Here is a 19,238-nt window from a genome sequence, read left to right as displayed (position 1 = left end):
TTATTTACGCGTATAAGTTTTAAATTGTTTAAATGAGCTCGTCCTATTCGGCCTGTTTATTCCTCTGCAAAAGGTAAGCTTCATCTTCATTATTCACGCCGTTTAGAAAGTTACGTTAACACCAGTAGTGAATATCCTCGGTTGCGGATAACTACCGTAGTCATATCCATAAATCAGCCCTGTATTGGCACCACCGTGGCTTGAACTGACTTCCGGATCATAACCTCGATAATTTGTGAACACAAAAGCATTCTGAACCGTAGCGTACCAGCGGAGCTTTTTCATTTTGATTTTCTCTGCGATGCTAGACGGCAAGGTATAGCCAAATGTGATATTTCTAATTCTAAAGAATGAACCATCTTCGACAAATCTTGATGATATGGCACCATTGTTAAGGTCTCCCGGTGCTGGCCTCGGAACGTCAGTAATATCGCCCGGTGCTCTCCATCTGTCGACAAAATCTACAAACTGATTGGAACTTGGGTTGAATCCTTCCAGTCCCGATGCCAGGTTATAATTGAAGATGTCATTCCCATATGTGAATTGCCCCTGGATACTTAGATCAAAATTCTTATAAGCAAAATTATTGGTAATACCACCAAAGAACGATGGGTTAGGATCGCCGATCATCCTTTGATCTTTGTAATCTGTCGGTGTTACGGCAGATCCGTCCGCACCTAAATAATCAATCATCCCTGTCTGTGGATTGACACCGTTTGCTTGCCAGCCATAGAATACGCCAAGGGGCTGTCCTACTATTGCACGGTTCAGATCGCCTACCCCGCCACGCATTTCTGTCAACCCTTCAGGTAATGCAACTACTTTATTGCGATTAAAGGTCATGTTTAGGGAAGTGGTCCACTTAAATTCACCGACTAAGTTTTTGGTGGTTAATTCAAATTCGAAACCCTTATTTTCAATATCACCGGAGTTAGTAAATCGAGTGAGATAACCTGAGCTGGTTAAAATAGGGAGCCCGATTAGCAAGTCCGTTGTTTTCTTATAATAGTAATCTGCCAACATTGAAATTCTATTTCCCAGAAACCCGGCATCAACACCAACATTCCATTGATTGGTAGTTTCCCATTTTAAATTACGATCACCCAACACATTTGGTACAAATCCTGCGAGTCCCATGTAGTTGTTGCCACTCGAGTATAACGAACGGCTAGCATAGTTCCCGATATTTTGATTACCTGTAATCCCCCAGCTCGCACGAAGTTTTAAATCATCAATCACCTTAGAATCCTTTAGGAAATCTTCCTCTGTAAGTCTCCAAGCTCCTGCGAATGATGGAAATACTGCCCAACGATTGTCGGCTCCAAAGCGTGAAGAGCCATCCGACCGTACATTTGCATTCAGGATATATTTATCTTTATAAATATATGTTGCACGGGCAAATCCAGAGGCGATAGCCCATTCTTCGGGATAAGAATTTGCACCAGTGATAACACCTCCGGCAGTGATATAAGGGATGTCATTATTAGGGAAATTTGAACGCTGTCCATGGACAAACTCTAGCCTGGATTCTTGAACCGAAAACCCAGCTAAAGCATTGATGCTATGGTCACCGAATTTCTTATCATAGGTCAATGTTGTCTCATTGATCCAAAGCTGGTCGCGGGTATTCCGGCGAGCGCCGATACCACCCTGACTAGCATATGAACGAAGCCCCACTGGAGGCATAAAGAAAGTCTCATCGATGAAGCTGATATCTGTTCCAAAGCTTGTCTTTAGTAAGAGTTCTGGAACGATATTGTATTCTGCGCTGGCATTTGCCAATACGCGAAAAGTCTGCGCTTCATTGGTGGGAAGCGTTAACATCGCAACAGGATTTTCACGTGTATTTCTCACCTGGTCATAGACAAAGTTTCCAGCCGCGTCATACACCGCTAAGTTAGGCGGAGAAAATATACCACTTTTGGTGGCACCTTCTTTGGAATTTTCCTCCTGCACACGGTGGTTGACAGCCCTGGTTAGATTGATAGCCGTAGAAAATCTCAATTTCTCATTGTGCTGATGATCCAGATTTATACGACCGCTTAAGCGATTGAAGTCGGATCCCAACAGTACACCGCCCTGCTTCATGTAGCCAACGGAAGTATAATATTGTGTCTTCTCACTGCCACCCCTTGATGAAAGTTCGTAACTTCTGGTTGCTGCATTCCTAAATATGGCATCCTGCCAGTTCGTATTGACATTAGGATTGGCGAATATCTGCTCTGGAATGACTGCTTTAGGATCCTGTTGCTGTAAGATTTTGTAGTAATCTTTCATATAATCCTGATACTGCTCGGTATTCATAAAATCGTAATACCGCTCCTTGGGCACCTGCGAGAATCCTTCGTACATATTAAAGTTGAACTCACTTTGTCCAGCCACACCTTTTTTTGTACTTATTAGGACGACACCGTTTGCAGCTCTTGAACCATAGATTGATGAGGATGCCGCATCTTTCAATATTTCGATCGATTGGACATCCGAGGGATTGATTGAGGATAGCACATTGATCCCTTGGGTTCCACCTCCAAAATCAAATGTAGATCCTCCGGTGAAGTTGGTCGTACTATTGACCGGAATGCCATCGACAACGTATAGTGGGTCCGAACTTGCGTTGATGGATGTCGTGCCCCTCACCCTGATACTTATCCCGCCTCCCGGTGAACCGGACTTCTGCGTAACCTGAACTCCGCCCGCCTTACCTTGTATTGCCTGGGTAATACTTGGCAATACTTCGTCTTTGATTTCATTGGCACCAATACTCGATACCGCACTCGGTAGTGTCGCGCGATTCATCGTACCATAACCAACCGCGACAACCTGCACAGAATCGAGTACCTTCGTTTCGCCACTAAGTACGACCTGTATATCCTTTCGATCACCAACGAGTTGGGTTATCGCTTCAAAACCAAGTGAAGAGAATCTGAGTTGATTCTTCGGGCCAGCAGCAATCTGAAATTTGCCGGCTTCATCCGTACTTGCAGACACATTCGTACCGACTACCGCTACAGTAACTCCCGGCAAGGGGCCCTTAGGTCCCGTTACAGTCCCGGTCACTGATGTTTTTCCTGCGGACACACCTGCAGCGCTATTCGGGTTACCTGTAGCTCTTGTGGTACTATCCTGATTGGCATCTATTTTTGTCGTGCTATCCCGGCCAGCAGCGACATTTGTCATACTATCCCGACCAGCGGCAACAGTAGCTGTAGAATCTCTATTTTGCACTGTCGAATCGGTTACAGCCTTCGCCGCGCCGGCTGACAAGGAAACTGCTATAGTTTTTTGATTGTTTACATAGACTTCTTTAATGGCAAATCCAGTTTTTATAAAAATTAATACACCATTGGGATCCGCTGAAAGTCTGAACGCTCCGCTTTGATCTGACAGACCGCTATTACCCGTTTTTTTTTCAGTGACGACCACTCCTGTAAGTGCTGTCCCCAATGAATCTGTGACTTTACCACTAATCCCGATGGTGTCAAGCCTTTGAAAAGAAGGTGGCTTAGCAAAAGTAGCTCTATGAGTACGGTAATTGATTTCGATCGTGTGAGCCTGCCCTGAGTGGCAGAAAAGAATAAAACCGCAGGCAAAGAGAAGAGTGTGGTTTAGGGGGTGCATCATACGTTAAATATTTATAATAAGAATCTAATTGAAATAATGACGTTTCAAGCAAAAATGAAAATACATACAACAAAAGGTTGAAACTTCACACCTTTCCCACAAGTCTATTTATATCAACTTTGTTACATATACTTATAGATAATAAAACGTCCTTAAATCTAATTTGTTATCAGTTATTGATATTTATTTTGAAAAGATAGTAATAACACATGCAATATTCGCCACAACAAAACACACAAACATTTAATTATCAATAATTTAATAAAACATGTATTGTATCATTTTTTTTCGTAGGACAGTGCAAATCCATTAGGGCAATCTTTTCTTAAACACCTGAGTTATTATAAGGAGAGGCCTCCGAAAACAAAAAAGCCACATCATCACGACGTGGCTTAAAATAAACATATGAATTTAATTAAACAGTTTCTATTTGTATGAGTTAACCGAGCTAGCGATCTTCCAGCTTCCGGATTCATTCACTAAGGTTACCAGGTCAGTTTTTGTAAATGTTTCGAATTTCATTGTAATGCGTGCCACCATATAATTTTCGGATTCTTCAAGGATCTCCGTTTTGGTACTACAGTTTAACTTTTCACCCTTTTGCTTTTTCAAAAAGGAAATCACCTCCGAGCGTTTATTGGTACGTCCATTATCCCCTTGGATTTTTTGGCTAAAGTCAGAAGCAAATAATTGCTCCACACCACCGGACATACCTTCGGTCATCACCGACACATAGCTATCGATAGCCAGGTCTGCTGTAGATAGGTTCAACCCTTTGCCGGGATTATCTGCTGCCATTGTACATGTTGATACGGTGATCAAAGCTACTGCTGCGAATGTTTTTATTAAAGTGTTCATAATTTTTTCTACTTTATAGTGTTAGTTTTTATTATCTCTTTTCTAGTAGTCGCAGAGCTGTTGATTATGTTGCAACATTTCCTTCAACTTTCATTTTTATAATTTTCTCTTATTGGCAATGAAGCTATCATGAGCGAGAGATCCAATATTCTATTTGTAAGTTGGTATAGCCCTTGATGGTTTCTGATTCAAAAGTAAGACAACGCAGACTACGATTTTATTACATTTAGACTAACATTAGGAAAAAGTCGGTGAATGAGGGGGATGGAGCGGTGAAAGATTAAGGTGGTAGAAAAATTGTATAATATTTATTTGGAAGCGAATCACTTGTTAAGCGATCTTAATATCTTGACTATCAAGATAGCCATCACTGCGCAGGGAATCATCTCGATGCCATAACTTCCATAACGAATAGCGACGTAAAGTGTAAGATTGCCCTTCAAGAGCTCGATTTCGCACTCCGGCTTTGGCATTTCCCCGAGTATCTGAATGATTTAGTCCTATGCTTAATTCATCTCGACACAGAACTATTTAACATTTCTACAGGACAGAATGAATGAGTTACCCATCAGAATGAAAAAGTCAACCGTCTGTGTCATACAAACGGAAGGGTTTTTCGTTTAGATAGCTGTCGAAATGAAACATACAGAGGAGAAAGTGAATTAGACAGGCGGGTAGGCGAAAATTCCCTGTGACAAAATGCCACAAACCTAGGTCGAAACAATTTAGACACAGGAGAATATGAGCATTTTGCTCCGCAAAATGACGCCGCCATGGTGCAATTTGAAGCATTTTCACCTCAGCGTCGTCCAGATAGAGGTAAAAATAGTTTTCCACATCGTTATTAACATGATGTGGAAAACTTAAAATTACTTCTCTTGATCTCTCAATAACCATATCGCAAAATCATCGATTTTATCTTTGTTGATCACCAGCTGCTGCTCAAGTGGAAAATCTAATTCCAATCTAAAATTTTTATCGCCGTTTACCTCGTACCCTTTCACAATGCTCCGGCGTAAGAGTTCCCAGCGTGTTATCTGGTAATATTGCCTAGTATCTAGTCGTTCGACGAGGTATTTTAAGGGATGGCTATCATGTAATGGGTGGATTCGATGTATTACGTTCATAGATCCTGTTCATTCCATTACTATTCCATATTAAAACGATGTCCAAGTCCAACAGACGAATATCTTCGCCATCGCGAATGGTTATAACTGGGTTATCCTGCAAGCAGCCTTGTCTGACGTCTAGCGTCTTCTCTCACTGTACTTTAGTTACAGGGGATTACCTGGCTTTCGATTCCGGTCATATATTCTCTATAAAGGGAAATGAAACTATAAAACAATATATATATTAGTGATTCGACAATTGTTGAATTAGCAAAAGGACTTGATGAACATCCATCTAAATTGCTGGATTATCATTTTGGCAAAGAATTTTCGGAATAAATTTGAAGCTGAAACAAGATAGATATTTTTGATAAATGACGCCATCCGATATCATCACAAAAAAGCCATCCCCGAAAGAATGGCTCTATAATATTTTGTTAGTAAGAAATCCTATTTCAGCTCCTCTATCTGCTCGACAGTAAGTCCCAAATACAACCCATCTTTAAATTTTGCGGCATTGAAGATCACAAAAGGTCTCAGTTTTATAAAAATAGAGCGCAGAAATCTATTTTAATGGAAACCTATGTCTATTACTCAAATTAATAGAGGATCCAATTAAAGGCAAAACTAAGATCAAAGCTATATACATAGTTCGATCACTTGAATTTTCAAAGTTCCTCTTGTAAAGATCCATTAAGCTGAACACAATTAAAGCTAATGGACACAGAATAACCATAACTTTAAATACTATAATAAAAAATTGATAAAACATTAATCTTAGAAATTCTGGGGGTAAAAAACATAATTAAACAGGTACTCAGATTGGAGAACCAAACAGCAAAACGATCCCGTCACTAGAGAACTTTGAATTTGATTTCATCTATTCAGCCTAAAAAAGGTAGTGATTGAGCATGACTCAACCATTACCTTTTCTTATTAAAATAAATCAAAAGTCATTTGAACATTTGGCCTTTCAATGCCTACCATTTTTGCATAAACATTTGAACCGTCAACAACGAACTCTAATTTAAAGCTACTATTTATTAAAAAATCGTCTAATTGATCTAAAATTGCAGCAGCATACCCCCCCGCAGCTTCAGATCGTTTTGTTAATTTAAAAATACCCGTTTCTTCGTCCAGAGTATAATTATATCCAATGGTTGTATTCCAAACCGAATTACAATTACTTTGACTTGTGGCACCGACTAAATTAATCCGGTTATTGTTCTTATCCCATTGCAATGAAAAATATCCACAATTAAAATAGTACGGGGTGCCATTGGCTAAGCCATTGAAATAGCGATTAATAATCGTAGTCCCGTCCGTAGATGTTCCTGGTAGAAGAACTTTATAATCCAAATACACTCCTACATATTTAGATCCAATCAACAAATGAAGCGGTACTAAGGGTTGTATCGAATTTTTAATTTCATATTTTTTGTTATTCTCGTCAATCGCAAAATACTTACCATCTTCTTCCCCGATCCTAACAATATTGATCTTGCCAACTTTAAGTTTTGATACCACATTCGCCTTCCCAAAACTAGCTAATGAATCCATCGCACAACCAAAACCATCTAACGTATAATAAAAATTAGTTGTAGTACTAACAACCTTATTGCCTGGCAATATCGTCATGGCTCCAACTTCTTTCGTTCCTGAATTAATTGAAACTTGGTATTTTAAACCATCTACTTCAATATATGAATTCTGATTATTTGTAAAAAATTCATTTGTCGATTTAATAGCATTTGAATATCCTTTATTCAAGTATTCTTTGGATTCAGTATTGGTTGCCTTTACAAGCACAAGTGCTTTTTTGAATTTCCTGCCTTCAAAAAATAAACTGTCACCAACTGTCTTAATATAATCAAATTCAACATCACTTCCCATACCCTTTCCAGCTTGCCCGCCATACACATCTGGATTTGGATCTTCCAACATCGTTATGTAGTTATAGGTATCAAAAGATAAAGTTGCATTCATAATTTGTCGAATTCGATAAGTAGATTCCTTCACAGCGGACGAAGATTCATCTGTCAAATCAGCAATCATTTTCATACGATCATCTTGATCAAATTTCATATAAAAGCCATAACCACCAGAATAAGCGGTCGATAAATAAGCCTTCCACCCATCCGGAGCATCTACTAGCGTCTTTTTAAGATAAGCTAAAGTGTCGGCCACACGTTCTGTCGGGTCTCCGATAAGGACGTCCACTCCTTTTGGTTTTGTACAACTAAAAGCTAGCAAAACCAGAAGAATTAAATAAAATATTCTTTTCATAACTTAATATTTTCTCAAATTAACTTTTCCAAAAATTGTCGCATTTGGATCCTTATTATCCTTCATAATTAAATATTGCAGATAATCATTCGGATTCTTATTGATTTCAGCATTTTTCCAATTCATTGTGAATGTTGTGCTACCTAAATAATCAATTAATGGTTGAGTATCTTTAAGTACCCAATCTAAAGCGCCGTTACCATAATTTCCCTCTGTTCCTTGCGTTGCTGATTTACTTATTTTAAAGGAATTGTCTGGATTCTTAACGATATCAAAATCATAAGATGCGGTCCAAGTTCTATCTTTATCACCAAATGTAATGTTCAATATTGCTTTCGTTGCTGAGACAAATTGGAAGGTCATCGTTTTCGTTGTCCATCCCCCCAGTTCATCCAAAATATTTGTAAAAAGCACCTTTTGCTTTTCCGAAATTGTATTTTCGATTCCCCAAGCGTTCCTTATATCCCAATCCAATGAGCCTAAATAGTTATTTGATATTGCTAAGCCAGCAGTATAATTGGTTGATTTATATATACTCTCCATAATCCGCTGAAATTCTAGTTGGAGTTGTGTGACATCTATATTGTAATACTGTGTCATATAGTCTCGGACAATACTTTCTTTCAGTTTGAATTTAGCGTACGCATCTTTTCCGGCAGTATATGCCGCATTATCATAGAATAACTGTCCCGCAACAATCAGATGAGACAAAACTTCCGCAAAATCTTCGCCTACCGCTTTGCGCGAATATGGTGTAATAAAGCCTAATCCGCGCGCCACAGCTGTCGTATTTTTACTAGATGTCCAATCAGCTAAATAATCCCCTTTACAGACCTGTTCATAATCTGGTGGAATCAATCTGTTTTGGTTAAGAATATGCGTAAATTCGTGGTGTACAACTTGAAGGTTTCCTTGCACTGCATTTGCGTTTGTATTATCAAAACCATTGAGACCATAGAGTGTTATTCTTCTTCCCCCATCTGCAGTACCACCTTTAACTGATCCGTCGGGATCATAGTCACCAGATCCAAATAACACAAATTGTTTCGGCGTGAAAGTTTTTATAAACATTTCGCCTCCAACAGCCGCATAGACATCCAAAAAAGCCTTCATGACTACTTCCATTTGTGGAATAACCTTATCCTCTTGTGTGGGTGCGATATTCTTATTAATATCATGCATATTGCGCTGATATCTATAGATCACTTCAATATTGTAGGGTTGTGTTAGATTTTTATAAATCCAATCATCTAAAGGACCTGATGTGAATGTATCATAGTTTTCAATCTTAACGTCCAGTTTTTCTTCTTTATTACAGGAATTTAGCATACTAAAAAGCGCTATTCCCAGGCATAAACTATATAATTTTTTCATGATTTATCTCGGATTTTGTTCGACACCAGACAGTTTTGCTTCTTGAGGAATTTGAAAAACACGACGAAGATCGTCTGGTTTTAATTCAATAAAAGATTCCCGTTCATCATTACCTATGACATTATGTTTGACGGTAATTCCTTTTCGAATAATATCAAACCAACGTAACCCCATGGACATTAACCCCACTTGCTTGAATTGCAAGATCGTTTTTTCAATAGCTTCCTTATCCGTATCAACCTTAAAAAATGCTTTGGATTTTGCTGCCGTTACCCCATTCGTATTGGGGTTATAGGCATCTATGCGATTACTGGCCATTAGATTAAGATCAGCTATAGCTGCATTCATATTTCCTAATTCCAAATAAGCTTCCGCTCTATTCATTAGGACTTCATCTGTAACTAAAACCGGAACCATTAACATCGGGTACCCAGATCCCGTAGCTTGGTCTGTTGTATACCAATAGCCATTCCAGATATATGTGGTATAATGAGGTGAACCATAAGAGACCCCAAAATTATAAAATTGGGCACCCGCAGCTGTTTCGCCATTATATATACGCTGAAAAACTTCAATCCCCATCGCATAGCGACTATCCCAATGCGGATAACTGGTATATGTTTCATTCATTAATAAAATATAAGGCTGTTCTGGTTTATTAAAAGCAATTTTGACAGACTCGAAATCCATCTTTCTAAACGTAGAATTGTAAGGAATCAACTTTCCCACAAAATTACCCGAAGCAAATATTTTATTCGCATTATCAATGACTTTTTGATACTCTCCTGTAAATAGATAAAACCTTGACGCAAATGCATGAGCCGCAGCGGGGGTAAAATGAAATTTAGGCACAGACCAATTGCCACCTCCGGCATCTAATAAAGCCAGGCCTTCTTCAAGATCTTTTCTTATATTTTCAAATACTGATTTAACCGTACCACGATCATAATTCTTGATAACTACCGTTTCAGGCTCCGTTACATATGGGATACCGGGTGAATCATTCGCGGCACCAGTAGTTCTGTCGTATACTTTTGCAAAAAAACAGGCTAACATAAAGTGATTATAAGCTCTCGCCATCAATGCCTCCCCCTTATAGGGATCAGCATCTTCACCCATTTTATTTTTTTCTATCGCAGCTAAAGCATGATTTGCTGCCGCAATTGCTTCGTAACTCGCATTCCAATAACCTGTGGGTGTATCACTGCCGTTATCTTTTACATCTTCCCAGAAGTATAAACTTGGAATGGGCTGATACAATGTTCCAACAAATTTATCTTCAACATTATCAGAGTAAGTTTCTGCTATTGTAAGATAATTATTAAACGGGTAAGCTGAGGTCAACAAGCGTTTTACCTTGTCAATATTATCTATTTCAGCTCTCATATCCGGTTCATGATCCAGATATTTACTACATCCACTAAAAAGAATCGCAGAAGAAAAAATTAAATATTTAAAGTTTGATAGTTTCATAATCTAGTTTTTTAAAACCCTAATTTCACAGATAATGTAATTTGTTTTGGAACAGGTAATGCGACACCGCCATTACTATAAAACTCTGGATCAACTCCATTTAGTTTTTTGTCTGCATGCAAAAGCCATAGGTTATTACCTACCAAATTCAGTTGAGCTGTTCTGAATTTAATTTTAGAAACAATTTCTCTAGGTATATTGTATCCGAATGAAATCTGAGATAACCGAATATAATCACCTTTTGCAACGCGAGCCGATGAATAATTATAGGCATTGTACGTATAGTTTGCAGCATTACGTTCGCCTAAAGAATTTCTGACATCATACTCTGCTGTAAGACCATCTAATGTTGAAGGTATTACAGTCAAATATTCATCACCCCTATATATAAATCTATTAATCAAATCCTTAGACACATTATACATATCAGAATACATATAGGAATATGATGGTTGCAGGCGAACAACGTTACCAAATGCAAATTTTAGTAAAAAGGATAAATTAAAATTTTTGTATTGTAATCTATTGTAATATCCTCCCGTTACTTTAGGATCAACTGGTCCTTCGTATTTCAAAAATTCTGTATCATTATCCTGAACCCAAAAATAGGTTGCACCTTTAGTACCATCCGTACCAATAAAAGTAGGGTATCCACCTCTTGCGTCCAAAATATCAAAATCTATAGAATACAATCCACGATGAGGATATCCTAATCTAGCTCCCCCTTCCGCTGAGATTAAATTCCAAATATTACGTGTGACATCCAACTTAGTAATTTCCGTTTGATTAAATCCTAATGTAAATTGCGTTCTCCAAGTTATTCCATTTGGATTTCTAAAAGGATATCCCCCCACTTGTAGATCTAATCCGCTTCCTTTCATATCAGCATAATTTGCTAATTTTTCATATTGACCTCCAATTCCCGATGTACGTACAGTTCCTATTAGATCGAAATTCTTACGTTTATAATAGTCAAAATTCAGATCAAGACGATCTTTAAGAAACCCGAGATCAAGGCCAACATTCAATTCATACATCTTTTCCCAGGTTAACTCTGAATTTTCTAATCCATCCAAGTTAATTTTCCCTTCTTTCTCATTTTCATAGGGTCTATAGGTAATAGCATTATAAAATAATGCAGATGAATTTGAGGCATTTCCCATATTGGCTACCAAACCATAAGTCCCTCGTAATCTAGCAGAAGAAAGAATCTTATTATCTTGATTAAAGAATTTTTCTTGACTTATATCCCAAGCCCCGGATAAGTTCCATGTGGGCAACCAACGGGCAACATTAGAATGTCCCATTTTATTAGACCCATCATACCGTGTAGTAAAGTTGAAAGAATATCTATTATCGTAATTATAAGCTCCCCGAAAAGCATATCCTAATTTTCGATCATAATTGTATTTCATACTAAATGGATAATCTCCGACTTCATTTGCTTTTTTATAATAACGATAGGTGGGCCGTACTAAATTACCATTATCATATTCAATTCCTGGTCCTACAAAATCGTGGCTTTGCTTATCGGCATATTGTAACTCATAGGTACCGAATAAATTCAAACTATGCTTATTCCATTTTTGATTATACTCCAAATTATGCCGCATGTAGTAGCTAATCATATTGTTATTGGCCACATTAAAGAATCCTCCATTAGGCAATACAACATAACTCTCTTCATTTGGAAAATCAGGATCAGCATATAAAAATCTATTTGATTTATTTATGACCAAATCCGATGTTGCTCTATAAGCCTGTGCTAAATTTGAATTTTCTGTTATATAATGCTGTCTTTCAGAATTATAATACCGGTACATACCGTTAACAGAATAAGTCAATGATGGCAAAATTTTATAGGTAATTGCCCCTTGAACTTTCAGATCCATTAATTTGAGTTTGATATAATTATTATTTAGCTCATTTAATATATTAAAAGGAGCATAATCCCTAGTAAAATATTCTAGATCACCATTTTCCTCATACGCTGAAATAATACGACTAGTATTTAATGCATAGGAATAAGGATTAATGTCAAAATCGCGGGAGTAACTTCCATATACTACATCCGCATTTCGGTTTAAAGTCCCAGGTGTACGTTGATCCCGAATATTTCCTTGGAAAATTAATTCCGTACTTAATTTGTCATTAATTTTATAATTGTTTCGAATGTTGGCCGTAAAACGTTTTGCCTGATTCCCCAATGTATACCCTGGATCGTTCATAAAACTTGTAGAAGCATAGGTCTGCGCTTTGCTCGTTCCGGTACTCATACTCAAAGAATGATCGTGAACCAAACTATTCTTAAACAACAAATCAAACCAATCAGTATTTATATTAGCATAACGTTGTAAGAAATTATAACGAGCATCTCTCGTATTTTCTAAAAGTGGTTTACCTGTTTTTGGATCAAGTGTATTAATCAAATTATACATCTTAGTAAACACTCCCCCAGTAGGATTTCGTGAGACTTGAGAGTGATTTAAATAGCCCTTATTTTCAGTATCAATAATCAATTGCATCTGTTCGGCAGAATTCATGATATCAAACTGATTGTAATTAGGTTTGATATATGTAGTGAAATTTCCTGAATAGTTGAAATGTGTCACACCTTCCGTATTTCTACCCTTTTTTGTATTGACAACAACAACACCATTCATCGCAGCTGCTCCGTAAAGAGCTGTTGCGGCAGCATCCTTAAGTACAGTAATTGATTCAATGTCGTCGGGATTTAAACCTGCGACGGAAGATCCCAACAAGGTATTCGCATCTCCTGTCGATAAAGCCTCATTTGAGATATTGACGGCTTCATCCAAAATTACCCCATCAATTACCCATAATGGCTTATTATCCCCCGTCAATGAGGTCGCTCCACGAACACGAATTTTCGGAGCTGCACCAAAGGTACCTGAGACATTTTGAACCGATACACCTGCAGCCTGTCCTTCGAGCATTCTAGAGATATCTGGCACTCCAGCGCGCTCGGCTTCCTTCGCGTCTATTTTTGAAGCTGCACCAGTGAACAGCTTACGGTCCAAATTTTGGTAACCTGTGGCAATAACATTAACCTCATCCAACTTTAGATCATCGACTGTAAGCACTATATTTATGGTTGACTTACCATTCATAGAAATTTCCCTAGTGCCAAATCCAACATACCGTACTACTAAAACTGCCGAGGGAGATGCATTAATCTTAAAGTTACCTAAGTCATCTGTTTGTGTCGAAACTGATGTTCCTTTTACGGTCACCGTAGCTCCACTTAGTCCTTTTCCATCTTTATCTTTCACTGTGCCCGAAATAGTCTGCTGTTGCAGTGCGATAGGAACTGTCGTACTAAAGTTCTTTACATTACTATTTACTGAAATGGTATTGGCAATAATTTTGTATTCAATATTATTACTTTTTAATACCGCATTCAACGCCTCTTCGACAGAAGCATTTTTGACATTGACAGAGATCCGTGCTTTAGAATTCAAGTTTTCGCTATACAGCACACGCAAATGGGATTGCTTGGAAATAGCAGACAACGCTTCTTCAATTCGAGCATTTTTCATATTCAAGGTGACTTTCTGGGCTGTACCTTTTGCGTGTACGCCTGTCACAAATGCAAATAAAAGACATGTACTAATTTTCATAATACGAAGGGGTTTGCAAAATCGCGGATCTTGAGGGATCAAGAGCCACTTTTTGCTAAATGGTAAGTTATTCATACATTTACATTTTGTGGTTAATTAGGGTTTTAATTGTTACTTCTAATTTGAGACCTGTTTATCACATCTTTTCTGGACAGGGATGCGCCAACATTCCTGTTCTCTTTTCTTAGGTCAACTGGTTTAGTTATCAATTTATCATAAGCATTTAATTTTGGTAAAAACTCGGTGTAATTTTTCAGCTTTTTGTCTCGATAGTCAATTTTTTCCCATCTACTTCAAACCTCAAATCACTAACATAAGACAGCATTTCCAGGACTTGCGATAATTTCACATCTCGTTCAATACTTCCTGTATATTCTTTATCCATTTGTACATTCCCTCTAAATTTCACATCCAAATCGTACCATCGTGATAATTGATGAGCAATATTCACGATTGTTTCTTTTTTGAAATAGAATTCATTGTTATGCCAAGATAGATCTTGTTGTAAATCCGCTTTACCTTTTATCAGATATCCCTTAGCGGATGACGCATATTCTCCGGGTGACAGTTCTACGTGCTGATTATCCTGCCATACTTGAACCCGGCCCTCAGCTAATGTTGTACGCACCAGATCTGAATAGGAATTCACGTTAAAATGCGTACCTAATACTTTGATTTCATTCCCTTTAGACTCTACAATAAAAGGGTGATTCGGGTCATGTGCGACCTCGAAATAAGCTTCTCCCTCCAAAAAAACACGTCGTTCAGTGGCTGAGAACCGGGAAGGGAATTTTAATTGAGACAACGCATTGACCCAGACTTTCGTTCCATCAACTAAGGTCATTTTATAAAAGCTGGCCTTTGGAACGATTAGCAAGTTGTATTGTGTGGGAATAGTCTTATGCGTATCTTTTACAATTAGCTCACTACTATTACCGATCAAGTTATTATTTTTACTCAACGTCTTTGTTGAATCCCCGTTTAGTGGAATATTAGTACCATCGGCCAATACTAAAACTGCTCCACTTGTCGCTGGCGCAACATCTTGCTTTTTCTTAATTGCGACGTGGAATGTCTTGGTTTGTTCTTCTGAAAACTTGATTTTCCATAAAAAGAAAGTACCTATTAAAAAGATAATCGATGCGGCTACCCCTAGAAACCATTTTCTGGAGCTATCTATTGTATTGTTATTTTTTTTATTGTATAACTTATCCCACGCCTTGTTCGCATCTAACTGCTGGACTATAATTAGGTCTTCCTCAATATCTTTTGCCTGACGGAACGATTCCAATAATTGCCTATTTTGCGCATTCGCATTAAGCCATTGATCGAGTTGACATTGCTCTTCCGCAGACAATTGTCCGCTGAGAAACTTTTGAATAATGGGGGCAATATGTCCTGTGTTTTCTTTCATATATTATATTAAGGAAACGCAAAACAAAAAAAGGGGTGACAAAAATTTAAATATTTTTTAACAAAAAGATTACAAGTGGGATAAATTCAGGATTTAGGCGTTTTAACAGCATTTTCATTCCCCTCTGTTTTTGCGTTTTCACGGTGTTAATGCTAATTTGAAGTTCTTTAGTAATCTCAAGGTTAGACAAACCTTCTAAGTATCCTAATCGGAAGACCTGCTGACAGGAAGTGGGCATTTGTTCAATGATTTTGTAGATCTCCTGGATCACTTCACTATGAATCATATTTAACTCAAGCGCCAGATTATCCTCTTCGGTAAATCCAACAATATTCCAATATTTTTGCCGCACTTTCTCATGTCGAATATGATTATAGCAAGCAAAACGTACCGAACTATAAAGGTAGTTTTTTATCGCTATATCGTTATTGCTTACTTGATCTGTATTTTTAAAATAAGCAACAAAAGAATCTTGTACAAGATCTTCGGCGACGATAAGATCCCCCAATATCTTCCATGCAAAATGACAGAGTCCGTTATAATGTGTCTTGAATAATATTTCTTCTTTTTGCATAGTTTAGATTCGTTCCGCTTCCACTTGTAAAAATTCACAGTGGATATCTTAGGACATCCAACACCCTATCTCTAAAGATGTTTAATAATTGTGACATAAAAATGGCTAATATTTTTTATTTTTTGCAAAAAAATATTAATAAACGGAATTTTATCTTCCTTTCTCCATTAATAGATCAGGAACATCAAATACAAAAAAAAGCGAAAACCGCTTTGAGATTATTAGGAACCAAATATTTGCAGAAAAGTTAGCAGCTAAATTATTAACGAACTAAATCAGTCATGCGGGATTTTATTGTCACAACATGTTAAACGAGACATGTTTTATTTAACAGTCTCGTTATTCTGTAAGACAAATATGATTCAGTATACCTATCGCCCGATTCCCCAAGCATAGGGGTACCCATAAATTCGTCGCATGCAATGCTTATCGTCTTGGCCGGAATTTGATCCTGCCCGTATACGATATCAATCACCCATTCTTCATCTTTTACTTCTTCAAACTCTCTTTCTTTGAAATTGAAAGAAAAGGTATGGAATTTAATACGAATTAGAAAGAAAAAGGCATCTGCCGAAAGAATGGCTCAGCGATATTTTTTAAATAAAGTTTTACAAAAATCTACATTTGGCTATTAGCATTTGGCCTTCCACGAAAACATACTTCATATTTCTCCTCCGGCAACTGCTTCTCAATTCGTTTCATGGTAATTAAATTTCAGAAAATAGGGGATAAGCTAAATTATCTATTATTTTGCTCCTCTGCAATGTCCATACTTCTTTATGGGTCGTGAGCTTTCCTCTCGACTCACTATCTATATCTTTTACAGTAAGTTCAAGTAGACCGTCCACAAAAGCATAATGATAAGTTAATATTTATGATAGCGGTAAGAGTTCTAATGTAAAGGCGATGGAATAACCTTCGACCATATAGCTTGCTCTTGTCCCATCTGTCGTCCTTCCCTGGTTGCCATTTTGTTCGGATCTGGATATAGAAATCCAGCTTCGTTTTCTACAGAAAATGGTTCCGAAGTAATAAACACTACACTATCAATATCATAAAACCTTAGTGCTTTATAGGAGGAAGGGCAATAGCCTTTCTTAGACAAAAATGTTTTTACGTCAATTGTTTCCTCACTTAATATGCTGCGCACCTGAATTAGACAGTAATGTATGGGAGCAGCATAGATATTCGTCTCACAGGAAGCTCCTCTTTTATTACTCATCGTCCTTCTAATGGGTTTGTAACCTGTCAATTTATCAGTCTTACCTTAGAAATTCAATAAAGTGCGACCATCAAAGACGACTCTCAACTAGATACAGCTGCAATTTGACCACCTAATAGTCGAAAATAAATGTTTTTTAATTTTAAAAAAAAATCAGTATATTTATTATAAATAATCACCTATATAAATAGATGGTATTTTGCATACTAATAATCAACGCAATTATAAATCTATAGATAAAAATAAACTATATCAAACAATAAATTAACTTAATTTTTTAAAAAAAATGAAAAAACATTTATTTTAGCAATACTATGTGTTGCAATTATTTCTTGTAAAAAAGATCCCAATCAAAAACAAAGTTTGGATTTACTGGAATATAATAACAATTTAAAAGCCAATACAAAAGATCTGGGTACTATACATAATACTGGAATTTCGTATAGTCTGAACTCAAATCCATTAGTTACAGAATTCCTGTTTCCTCCAAAAATGATCTTGGGAATTTACCATTACCTAACCAAAATTTGACTACGCAAGACATTAAGAATATTATTATCTCCACCTATGATTTTGTAGGTTCAGTGTATGGAGAACAATACAGAGGAATGCCATCAGAAATATTACCAACAGTCGCAGATGTAATTAATTCACGAAATACCTTGTATATTAATTCTAAGATTGATGCTACAGAGAATCTGCTAGCTCAAAACAATCTGTTGACGCCAAGGGAAGCCGCAATGATTCAGGAAATTCAAAATATATTTACCACAGGTTCACAATTAAACATGACCAGCGCCCAAGCAGGACCTTATTTTGCCAATAAACTCCAGGCATTAAGAACAAAATATAAAAATATAGTCTGGAATGTAAATGAAGGTGAAGGTTTCCTAGGCATGTTATCAATTGCAGAAAGTTCCAACGAATATTGGCATTTAGGCACAACTTTACAGAATCCATCTACCAAAGTAACAGCAAATTCCCAAGGCAACTCTTTAAAGCTTAATAAGAAAATGACCGTTACAGCTTTTCCGGTGTTAGACCCTTTAGAGCCAGAAAGTTCTATTGTACATATTGACTTAGCCTCATATGCATTTGGGTGGGGATGGGCTGTCTACGATGATTTTATTGCTGGAAATCTACATGAAAGCAGCCAATACAGACGAATTACTAAAGGTTTGCAAGCAGCTATAACCGGAAGTACTTTGGGAGTAATAAAGCCAGATGTAGATATAACAACAGATTTACTCACAGATTCTCCTATAGGAGGTAATCCTGGGACCTCGCCACAAATTTATAATTTCCCTTCGGACTATAACGGACTCTATTATTATGTTTCTTCCGAAGAGCTTGCTCACAATGGAAATTTAAATTATCCAACACATGTATATTTAGGTCCATCAAATAAATATTATTATAATTCCGGACTTACATGTCTTTTACCTGACGGAATATACTTTCCAAAATCATCGGGGGCATATTACAAAGTTGTAAATGGATTAGTTACAGAAATTGGAAGCAAGCCAACGATCCTTCCAGGTGGAGATAAGCCGATCCAGCATATAATTGACAACTTATTCCCTGTTTGTAATTAACATAAGGATGTTCAGTAAATGACAAAAAAATGGTGATTGGAATAATTTCGGTCACCATTTATGGGAAGCTT

Annotated in this window: 11 protein-coding genes; 1 reads left to right on the top strand and 10 read right to left on the bottom strand. The window is 37.3% G+C overall.

Translation table 11 applies throughout. The features are described from left to right. Positions 1-102: 102 nt before the first annotated feature. The 10 genes from HMAT_RS16310 to HMAT_RS16260 form a co-directional block, all read right to left on the bottom strand. Positions 103-3,621 (bottom strand): SusC/RagA family TonB-linked outer membrane protein, encoded by a 3,519-nt coding sequence (locus HMAT_RS16310; RefSeq protein WP_104383891.1) that lies wholly within the window; start codon positions 3,619-3,621, stop codon positions 103-105. A 426-nt stretch (positions 3,622-4,047) separates the two neighbouring features. Further along, positions 4,048-4,479, bottom strand: a complete 432-nt coding sequence (locus HMAT_RS16305; protein ID WP_104383890.1) for a nuclear transport factor 2 family protein — start codon at positions 4,477-4,479, stop codon at positions 4,048-4,050. Positions 4,480-5,348: 869 nt separating this feature from the next. After that, positions 5,349-5,606 carry a hypothetical protein gene (locus tag HMAT_RS16295; RefSeq protein ID WP_104383888.1) on the bottom strand — a complete coding sequence of 86 codons (258 nt, stop codon included), beginning with the start codon at positions 5,604-5,606 and terminating at the stop codon, positions 5,349-5,351. A 918-nt stretch (positions 5,607-6,524) separates the two neighbouring features. Then, positions 6,525-7,874, bottom strand: coding sequence for a DUF4302 domain-containing protein (locus HMAT_RS16290; RefSeq protein WP_104383887.1), 1,350 nt, complete (start codon positions 7,872-7,874; stop codon positions 6,525-6,527). 3 nt (positions 7,875-7,877) lie between these two features. Further along, positions 7,878-9,248: a substrate import-associated zinc metallohydrolase lipoprotein gene (locus HMAT_RS16285; protein WP_104383886.1), complete on the bottom strand. Its 1,371-nt coding sequence runs from the start codon at positions 9,246-9,248 to the stop codon at positions 7,878-7,880. Between the two features lie 3 nt (positions 9,249-9,251). Then, positions 9,252-10,721, bottom strand: a complete 1,470-nt coding sequence (locus HMAT_RS16280) for a RagB/SusD family nutrient uptake outer membrane protein (RefSeq protein ID WP_104383885.1) — start codon at positions 10,719-10,721, stop codon at positions 9,252-9,254. An 11-nt stretch (positions 10,722-10,732) separates the two neighbouring features. After that, a complete protein-coding gene (locus tag HMAT_RS16275; protein WP_158655905.1) occupies positions 10,733-14,362 on the bottom strand; it encodes a SusC/RagA family TonB-linked outer membrane protein in 3,630 nt (1,209 codons plus the stop codon). Positions 14,363-14,615: 253 nt separating this feature from the next. Then, a complete protein-coding gene (locus HMAT_RS16270) occupies positions 14,616-15,776 on the bottom strand; it encodes a FecR family protein (protein ID WP_104383883.1) in 1,161 nt (386 codons plus the stop codon). A 46-nt stretch (positions 15,777-15,822) separates the two neighbouring features. Further along, a complete protein-coding gene (locus HMAT_RS16265; protein WP_104383882.1) occupies positions 15,823-16,350 on the bottom strand; it encodes an RNA polymerase sigma factor in 528 nt (175 codons plus the stop codon). An 892-nt stretch (positions 16,351-17,242) separates the two neighbouring features. Further along, positions 17,243-17,572, bottom strand: coding sequence for a hypothetical protein (locus HMAT_RS16260; RefSeq protein WP_104383881.1), 330 nt, complete (start codon positions 17,570-17,572; stop codon positions 17,243-17,245). Between the two features lie 527 nt (positions 17,573-18,099). On the opposite strand from HMAT_RS16260, the gene HMAT_RS16255 reads away from it, so the two are divergent. After that, positions 18,100-19,167 (top strand): hypothetical protein, encoded by a 1,068-nt coding sequence (locus HMAT_RS16255; protein WP_158655904.1) that lies wholly within the window; start codon positions 18,100-18,102, stop codon positions 19,165-19,167. Positions 19,168-19,238: the final 71 nt, after the last annotated feature.

Origin of the sequence: Sphingobacterium sp. HMA12 (assembly GCF_002933815.1) — a bacterium.
Lineage (GTDB): Bacteria > Bacteroidota > Bacteroidia > Sphingobacteriales > Sphingobacteriaceae > Sphingobacterium.
Note: the sequence above shows the minus strand (reverse complement) of the source record. Positions and strands in the feature narration are given on the sequence as shown.